This window comes from Pseudomonas sp. P5_A12, assembly GCF_056400685.1.
The window spans coordinates 1-7,850 of the sequence record NZ_JBFUKU010000244.1 but is presented as its reverse complement, the minus strand read 5'-3'; the positions used below and the strand labels follow the sequence as shown (position 1 = coordinate 7,850).

Sequence of the window (7,850 nt, the reverse complement as noted above, 5' to 3'; positions counted from 1 at the left end):
GCTCAGGGCGGCAACTGCCCGCTGACCGTGGCGGATCAGGTGGTGGTCGAGAATGGCGTAACCATTTGCGGTCCGACCAACCTGGCCGGTGAAGTGGCGGCAGACGCATCAGCGCTGTACGCACGCAACCTGCTGGACTTCCTGAAGCTGGTCTTCAACAAAGAAGGCCAGTTTGAAGTGAACCTAGAAGACGACATCGTCGCCGCGTGCCTGATGTGCCGCGACGGCCAAGTCATCCGCAAAAACGCCTAAGCAGGGATTCAGACGATGGAAGAGCTTATCTCCCCCGGTATCTACAACCTGATCATCTTCGTGCTGGCGATTTATGTCGGTTATCACGTGGTCTGGAACGTTACACCTGCACTGCACACGCCGTTGATGGCGGTGACCAACGCCATCTCGGCAATCGTCATCGTTGGCGCCATGCTGGCAGCGGCGCTGACCGTCACGCCTCTGGGCAAAACCATGGGCACCCTGGCGGTGGCCTTGGCGGCGGTAAACGTATTTGGTGGCTTCCTGGTCACCCGCAGGATGCTTGAGATGTTCAAGAAAAAAGCCCCGAAAGTCGTAAAAGAAGAGGCGCCCAAGTAATGAGCATGAACCTTGTCACGACGCTCTACTTGATCGCGTCGATCTGCTTCATCCAGGCCCTTAAAGGCCTGTCACACCCAACCACGTCCCGGCGCGGCAATTTATACGGCATGCTCGGCATGGCGTTGGCGATCCTCACCACCGTAGGCCTCATCTATAAGCTGGGCGCTGAGCTGGCCACCGCCGGCATCGGTTACGTTATCGTTGGTTTGCTGGTCGGCGGCACCGCCGGTTCGATCATGGCCAAGCGCGTTGAAATGACCAAGATGCCGGAACTGGTCGCCTTCATGCACAGCATGATCGGTATGGCTGCGGTGTTCATCGCCATCGCCGCAGTGGTCGAGCCGCAATCTCTGGGCATCGTCAAGCAGCTGGGCGATGCGATTCCGGCGGGTAACCGTCTGGAGCTGTTCCTCGGTGCCGCCATCGGTGCGATTACGTTCTCCGGTTCGGTGATCGCTTTCGGCAAGCTGTCGGGCAAGTACAAGTTCCGTCTGTTCCAGGGCGCACCAGTGCAGTTCAGCGGCCAGCACAAGCTGAACCTGCTGTTGGGTGTTGCAACCCTGGCGCTTGGCATCACCTTCATGCTGACTGGCAACCTCGCCGCTTTCTCTCTGATGCTGGCCCTGGCCTTCGTGATGGGCGTGCTGATCATCATCCCGATTGGCGGCGCAGACATGCCGGTCGTCGTGTCGATGCTCAATAGCTACTCCGGTTGGGCCGCGGCGGGTATCGGATTCTCGCTGAACAACTCGATGCTGATCATTGCCGGTTCGCTGGTGGGCTCAAGCGGTGCAATCCTCTCGTACATCATGTGCAAGGCGATGAACCGTTCCTTCTTTAATGTGCTACTCGGCGGTTTCGGCAACACAGCCGATGCAGGTCCAGCCGGCGCCCAGGAAGCACGCCCGGTCAAATCCGGTTCGGCTGACGACGCGACGTTCCTGCTGACCAACGCCGATACCGTGATCATCGTTCCGGGCTATGGCCTGGCGGTTGCACGGGCGCAGCACGCGCTGAAAGAACTGACCGAGAAGCTGACCCATCGCGGCGTGACCGTGAAGTACGCGATCCACCCGGTTGCCGGTCGGATGCCTGGCCACATGAACGTATTGCTCGCCGAGGCCGAAGTGCCTTACGACCAGGTGTTCGAGATGGAAGACATCAACTCCGAGTTCGGCCAAGCCGACGTGGTGCTGGTGCTGGGCGCCAACGACGTGGTCAACCCGGCCGCGAAGAACGATCCGAAATCGCCGATTGCCGGCATGCCGATTCTGGAAGCGTTCAAGGCCAAGACCATCATCGTCAATAAGCGCTCGATGGCCAGCGGCTATGCCGGTCTGGACAACGAACTGTTCTACCTGGACAAGACCATGATGGTTTTCGGCGACGCCAAGAAGGTCATCGAAGATATGGTTAAAGCCGTCGAGTAACCCTCAGCGGCACACAGAACGCCCCGACTCGTCGGGGCGTTTTTGTTTGCGAAAATCGTCAGACAAACTACGCTTTTGTTACCGATCCGGTAATGGTGTTTTGCTCGAAAAGCCCGGAATAGACGCCTTATTTGCGACCTTGGTAGCGGGACAGAAGTTGGTGTAATTCACTAGACTGCACGCCCTGCTACCCGTTGCCCGAGATAACAACCCATGTACCGTGACCGTATTCGCCTGCCTTCCTTGTTGGATAAAGTGATGAGCGCCGCCGACGCCGCCRCTCTGATTGAGGACGGCATGACCGTCGGTATGAGCGGCTTCACCCGCGCCGGCGAAGCCAAAGCCGTCCCCCAGGCACTGGCCGAGCGCGCGAAGGTCTCGCCGCTGAAAATCACCCTGATGACCGGCGCCAGCCTGGGCAACGACCTCGACAAACAGCTCACCGAAGCCGGCGTACTGTCACGACGCATGCCATTCCAGGTGGACAGTACACTGCGCAAGGCTATTAATGCGGGCGAGGTGATGTTCATCGACCAGCATCTCTCGGAAACCGTGGAGCAACTGCGCAACCAGCAACTCAAACTGCCGGACCTCGCAGTGATTGAAGCGGTGGCGATCACCGAACAGGGTCATATCGTGCCGACCACCTCGGTCGGTAACTCGGCCAGCTTCGCGATTTTCGCCAAGCACGTGATCGTCGAGATCAACATGGCGCACAACCCGAATCTCGAAGGTCTGCACGACATCTATATCCCGACGTACCGTCCAACACGGACGCCGATTCCGCTGGTGAAGGTCGATGACCGCATTGGCAGCACCGCCATCCCGATCCCGCCGGAGAAGATCGTCGCGATCGTGATCACCAATCAATCGGACTCGCCGTCCACCGTATTGCCACCGGACGCCGAAACCCAGGCGATTGCCGACCACCTGATCAACTTCTTCAAGCAGGAAGTGGCAGCCGGGCGCATGACCAACAAGCTCGGCCCGCTGCAGGCCGGTATTGGTAACATTGCCAACTCAGTGATGTGCGGCCTGCTTGACTCGCCGTTTGAAGACCTGACTATGTACTCCGAAGTACTACAGGACTCGACCTTCGACCTGATCGACGCCGGCAAGCTGGGTTTTGCATCGGGCAGTTCAATCACACTATCGAGCCGTCGCAACGCCGATGTGTTTGGCAACCTGGAGCRCTACAAGGACAAATTGGTCCTGCGCCCACAGGAAATCTCCAACCATCCTGAAGTGGTGCGTCGACTGGGCATCATCGGCATCAACACAGCGTTGGAGTTCGACCTCTACGGCAACGTCAACTCTACCCATGTCTGCGGCACACGGATGATGAACGGCATTGGCGGCTCGGGCGACTTTGCGCGCAATGCGCATTTATCCGTCTTCGTCACCAAATCAATCGCCAAGGGCGGCGCGATCTCCAGCGTTGTACCCATGGTTAGCCACGTTGATCACACAGAGCATGACGTCGACATCCTCGTTACCGAGATCGGTTTGGCGGACCTGCGCGGGCTGGCACCCCGCGAGCGCGCGCGGGTCGTCATCGATAACTGTGTGCACCCGGACTATCGCCAGGCGTTGGACGACTATTTCACCGCAGCTTGCGCGATTGGCGGGCACACGCCGCATATCCTGCGTGATGCGCTGAGCTGGCATATAAACCTGGAAGAAACTGGGCGCATGCTCAAGATGTAATTGATACAGATGGCGGCTGATGCAAACACAGTTTCGTCAGTCTGCTGTTGCCAGGTAAAAATCTGTTTAAAACTGTACTGCTGTACCGGTCATTTCCTACCGAAACAACCTACCTTTTCCAGTCGAATGAAGGAAATCGCACCATATGAGTGCAGACAGGTACAGTTGCCTCAATTTAGACCAGTACACCCTCTATTAACAGTTAACTGGTCCCTCACAATACAGGTGAACTGTATCTACAGAGACTAGGCAAACGAGAGGATCATGGGCACCAGTTAAACCACTACCTAATCCCGCCACAAGCGGAAGGATGTCAATCATGGAACGTAYACTCAGTTCCGACCTGTTCTTCGAAGACACTGCTGCAAAAACCCAGGCTTCCATGCCACTGCGCGTTATCGCCAACCTGATGCTGTGGCAGCGCCGCATCTCCAGCCGCCACCAATTGGCTCGCCTGGATTCGCGTCTGCTGGCTGACGCAGGGATTAGCGAAGCACAGCGTTACGAAGAGCTGAGCAAGCCGTTCTGGCGCTAAGTTAGCGTCGCTGGCCCTGACCTTCCGGGTCCACTGCCAGCAATCCAGATTGAAAAAACAGAGCCCGTCGTGGGAAATCACGACGGGCTTTGTCGTTTTCGTGCTTATCTCCCGAAAACAACAGTCAAGACTGCAAACAGATACAGTTCACAACATTCAACATTTGCACAGTACACTTTCAACGGAGTGTGCCTGCGTCGCAATGAATGACCAAGACGATCACTGCCTGAACAGACCGGACAGTGCGAAAGAATAAAAGCAGGCCTAATATCAAACCAGAACGTGGCGAGCGGAGTCTGATCCAGCAGCTACCTCACCACCTCACAATCGATTGATCCAAAGGAGTTACCCTATGTCCCGACTTCGTCTACTCAGCGCTGCAGTCCTGCTTGCCGTGGCTGCCAATTCCCACGCCACCAGTTTTATCGTGACCACCGATGCCGTCGTCAAAGCATTCAAAGCCACGTCGGATGCTACTTCCAACATCACGTCTTCGTTTAAGGACGACAAGATTGTCCTGGCTGCCCGTGATGATGCCGCCAGCTTCGTTGCCAGCGAAGGGGCCATCCGCGGGGTAAAACTCGAAAGTGCCCTTGATCACATTCGCCACCAGGCTCCACAGTTGAATGCAACAGATGCACAGCTGGCGCAGGCAATTCTGACCATCTAAGCGAAAGCCTTGACGCGGGACACGCCCCACGTGTCCCCATGTTTCGGCACTGGCTCTATACCGGACGTTACGCTAGCCTTGTGACCCGTTTTCAGCAATCGAGCCTCATGCGTTTTCATCCACAGCTGTTGATCACTCCCCTGATTCTTGTAGCCTGCTGGTCGGGCTCGGCCCATGCCTTCGATGCGTTTAATCTTTCTACTCAAGGCACTGTAGCCAGTGGTTATGGCTCCAGTCTGGTGACCTCCGCGCCCTTCGACCGTAAACTGCTGCTCGCCGCTCACGATGATGCCGCGGCATTCATTGCCAGCGAGGGCCAATTGCGTGCAGCACAGCTGGAGTCCGCCCTGATTTATCTGCGCCATACCCAGCCAAAACTTCATGCAAGCGACCTTGAACTGGCACAAGCAATTCTCGTCCAATAGTTATCCCTGTTTCCCCGGAGTCGTTCCATGCGTAACCCGCTGATTGCTGCCACCCTTGGCCTGCTGTTGTTGGCCAATGTGGCCCAGGCCCATACCCTGGTTGCCACCAGTAACATCCTCATTCGCGCAACCCAGCGCACGCTTGATTTCACCTCTGATACCACCACGTCCATCCGTGACTCAAAGATCATTCGCGAAGCCCAGGACGATGCAGCGAGTTTCGTGGCCAGCGATGGCGATATCCGCGGCGCGCACCTCGAAGCAGCGTTCAATACCCTGCGCGATCGCGTGCCGGAAGCCCGAGATGCCAGTGATCAGGTACTCGCCGAAGCTATCCTCGCACTGTGAGGCCGTCAGCCGCCCTGCTACTGGCCGGGGTCATGATGCTGTTCGGCAGCACGGCCCAAGCCAGCCTGCAATTACGGCTCAAGACTGAAGGTCTTAGCCCAGCTCAACAGCAAGCCAGTCAGGCATTGCTCGATGAAGCCATGCAGGCGTTGCCGCCCCGGTTCATCGAGCAATTGGACCGACGTATTGATGTCGGCTGGACCGACGACATGCCGAGCAACGCTTACGGCCAGGCGTCGCTGGTGTCCGAACTCGACTTGAACCGTAACCTGCTCGCCAGCCTCACCGACGGCAGTGCTGCGAGCAAGAAGACCCATCGCCCTCATGGCACTGTCCGCCGCGAAATGCTCGCCACGGTGCTGCACGAACTGACCCACATCTATGATCGCTCGCGCCTTTGGCCCGATGATGAGCGCAAACTGATTCAACACTGTACCCGGCGCAGCAGCAGTTCGGGACTGGTGGGGATTCCCGATCAGTGCCGCGGCCAGACCGATCGACGCTTTACCCTCAGTGACGATCCGCGTCTGCTCGACCTTGCTGGCTGGCCACAATATGTCGGCCGTCGCGGCGAGCGTGAACAGCACAACCGACAGATCGCCCGCAGCCCGGACATTTACGAAACGAGCAATCCGAAAGAGTTCGTTGCGGTCAATATGGAGTATTTCCTCCTCGACCCGAGCTACGCCTGCCGTCGTCCAGCGCTGTATCGCTACTACCAGGAACACTTTGGCTGGGCACCGGCAACCAAAGACACCTGCGCCAAAACCGTCGCCTTTCTCAACGCCGGCAATGACTTCGCCAAGCAACCCCTGGGGCAGGTCGATCCGGAACGGGTCTACGCCATCGACTATCTGCTGGCCGAAGCCAATCAGAACTGGGTCAGTCGCTGGGGCCACAGCATGTTGCGGCTGGTCATCTGTGCGCCAGGTCGACCACGGGGCCCTGACTGCCGTCTCGATCTTGACCAGCATCTGGCCTTGTCTTACCGCGCCTTTGTCGGTGACGTGCAGCTTTCGAGTTGGGGCGGACTCGTCGGTAAATACCCCTCGCGTCTGTTTGTCCTTCCGCTCTCCCAGGTCATCGACGAATACACCAAGACTGAACTGCGCAGTGTGGCCTCGGTGCCGCTGAACCTGTCGCGCAGCGAGATCGAAGGTATCGTGGAACATGCCGCCGAGATGCACTGGAGTTACGACGGCAACTACTTTTTCCTGTCGAACAACTGTGCGGTGGAAGACCTTAAACTGCTACGCAGCTCCACCAACCATCCACAACTGGTCGGGCTGGATAACATCATGCCGAACGGCCTGCTGGCAGTGCTCAAGGGTCGCGGACTGGCAGATACCAGCGTGCTGGACGATCCGCGGGAAGCGCTCCGGCTGGGCTATCGATTCGATTCCTTCCGCGACCGTTATCAGGCCATGTTCGACGTGCTGAAAAAGCGCGTGCCAATCAAGCAGGACAAAGTCGAAGACTGGCTGGCATTGAAAGCCGTAGAGCGCCGGCAATGGTTCGAACAGGCAGACCTGCGCGCCAGTGCCGCATTGCTCCTGTTGGAGCAGGCAGCCTTCCGCCAACAAATGCTGCTGGCCCAGGACGAAGTCAAGCAGCGCTACCTCGGCGCTCGGGAGCTGAAAAACGGCGGAATGGACAAGGCTGATGCGACCTTGCAACAGATTCTCGCCAATAGCGGCTACCTTAGCCGTCCGGCTGAACTGCTCGGCAGCGGAGGTTACGGATTGCCCCAACCCAGTGAGTGGCAACGCCTGGAGTCGGAGAGCAGCCTGCGCCAAAAACAATTGCTGGCGCTGACAGGGGATCTGGACAAGGAAGTGCGAGCGTTGCTCGAACCGGATCGCGCGGCCGAAATGGCCGCCAATGAAGCCAATCTGAAGCAGGTTGGCGAGCATTTAAGGAAGCTGCACAAAGCAGCCGGCGGGTTGGAACTGCCATAGAAAAAAGGGCTTCAGAACACAGTTCTGAAGCCCTTTTTCTCGCTGCTTACTCTGTGCCGCGAGGCTCTAATACCTCTGCAACACGAACTTTACCTTCAGCTGACCCGCGCTTGGCGCACGCCTTCTGCCAGCGCAGCACAAAGGCTCAGTACGCCATCAATCGCCTGATCCGGCGTCGTAGCG

Annotated in this window: 8 protein-coding genes and 2 pseudogenes; 9 read left to right on the top strand and 1 reads right to left on the bottom strand. The window is 57.8% G+C overall.

Annotated features, from left to right (window positions below; translation table 11 throughout):
• The 9 genes and pseudogenes from AC1DSG_RS23995 to AC1DSG_RS23955 all read left to right on the top strand — a co-directional run.
• A pseudogene (locus tag AC1DSG_RS23995) lies at positions 1 to 252 on the top strand (NAD(P)(+) transhydrogenase (Re/Si-specific) subunit alpha); the annotation flags it as partial.
• 15 nt (positions 253 to 267) lie between these two features.
• Positions 268 to 591 carry an NAD(P) transhydrogenase subunit alpha part 2 gene (locus AC1DSG_RS23990; protein ID WP_007947884.1) on the top strand — a complete coding sequence of 108 codons (324 nt, stop codon included), beginning with the start codon at positions 268 to 270 and terminating at the stop codon, positions 589 to 591.
• Complete coding sequence (locus AC1DSG_RS23985; protein WP_477793114.1) at positions 591 to 2,024, top strand: NAD(P)(+) transhydrogenase (Re/Si-specific) subunit beta; 1,434 nt, start codon at positions 591 to 593, stop codon at positions 2,022 to 2,024. Before AC1DSG_RS23990 ends, AC1DSG_RS23985 begins: the two co-directional genes overlap by 1 nt.
• Before the next feature lie 213 nt (positions 2,025 to 2,237).
• Positions 2,238 to 3,731 carry an acetyl-CoA hydrolase/transferase family protein gene (locus AC1DSG_RS23980; protein ID WP_477793113.1) on the top strand — a complete coding sequence of 498 codons (1,494 nt, stop codon included), beginning with the start codon at positions 2,238 to 2,240 and terminating at the stop codon, positions 3,729 to 3,731.
• Positions 3,732 to 4,050: 319 nt separating this feature from the next.
• Positions 4,051 to 4,266: a DUF1127 domain-containing protein gene (locus AC1DSG_RS23975; RefSeq protein ID WP_477793112.1), complete on the top strand. Its 216-nt coding sequence runs from the start codon at positions 4,051 to 4,053 to the stop codon at positions 4,264 to 4,266.
• A 352-nt stretch (positions 4,267 to 4,618) separates the two neighbouring features.
• The gene (locus AC1DSG_RS23970; RefSeq protein ID WP_477793111.1) at positions 4,619 to 4,936 is read left to right on the top strand and encodes a DUF2388 domain-containing protein; all 318 of its coding nucleotides are present in this window, start codon (positions 4,619 to 4,621) and stop codon (positions 4,934 to 4,936) included.
• Positions 4,937 to 5,043: 107 nt separating this feature from the next.
• Positions 5,044 to 5,361 (top strand): DUF2388 domain-containing protein, encoded by a 318-nt coding sequence (locus AC1DSG_RS23965; RefSeq protein WP_477793110.1) that lies wholly within the window; start codon positions 5,044 to 5,046, stop codon positions 5,359 to 5,361.
• Positions 5,362 to 5,388: 27 nt separating this feature from the next.
• Positions 5,389 to 5,709, top strand: a complete 321-nt coding sequence (locus AC1DSG_RS23960) for a DUF2388 domain-containing protein (protein WP_477793109.1) — start codon at positions 5,389 to 5,391, stop codon at positions 5,707 to 5,709.
• A 32-nt stretch (positions 5,710 to 5,741) separates the two neighbouring features.
• Entirely contained in the window at positions 5,742 to 7,667 is a 1,926-nt protein-coding gene (locus AC1DSG_RS23955) for a DUF7844 domain-containing protein (protein WP_477793108.1), read from the top strand.
• A 95-nt stretch (positions 7,668 to 7,762) separates the two neighbouring features.
• On the opposite strand, the pseudogene trpA reads toward AC1DSG_RS23955, so the two are convergent.
• Positions 7,763 to 7,850, bottom strand: a pseudogene (gene trpA, locus AC1DSG_RS23950) (tryptophan synthase subunit alpha); the annotation flags it as partial.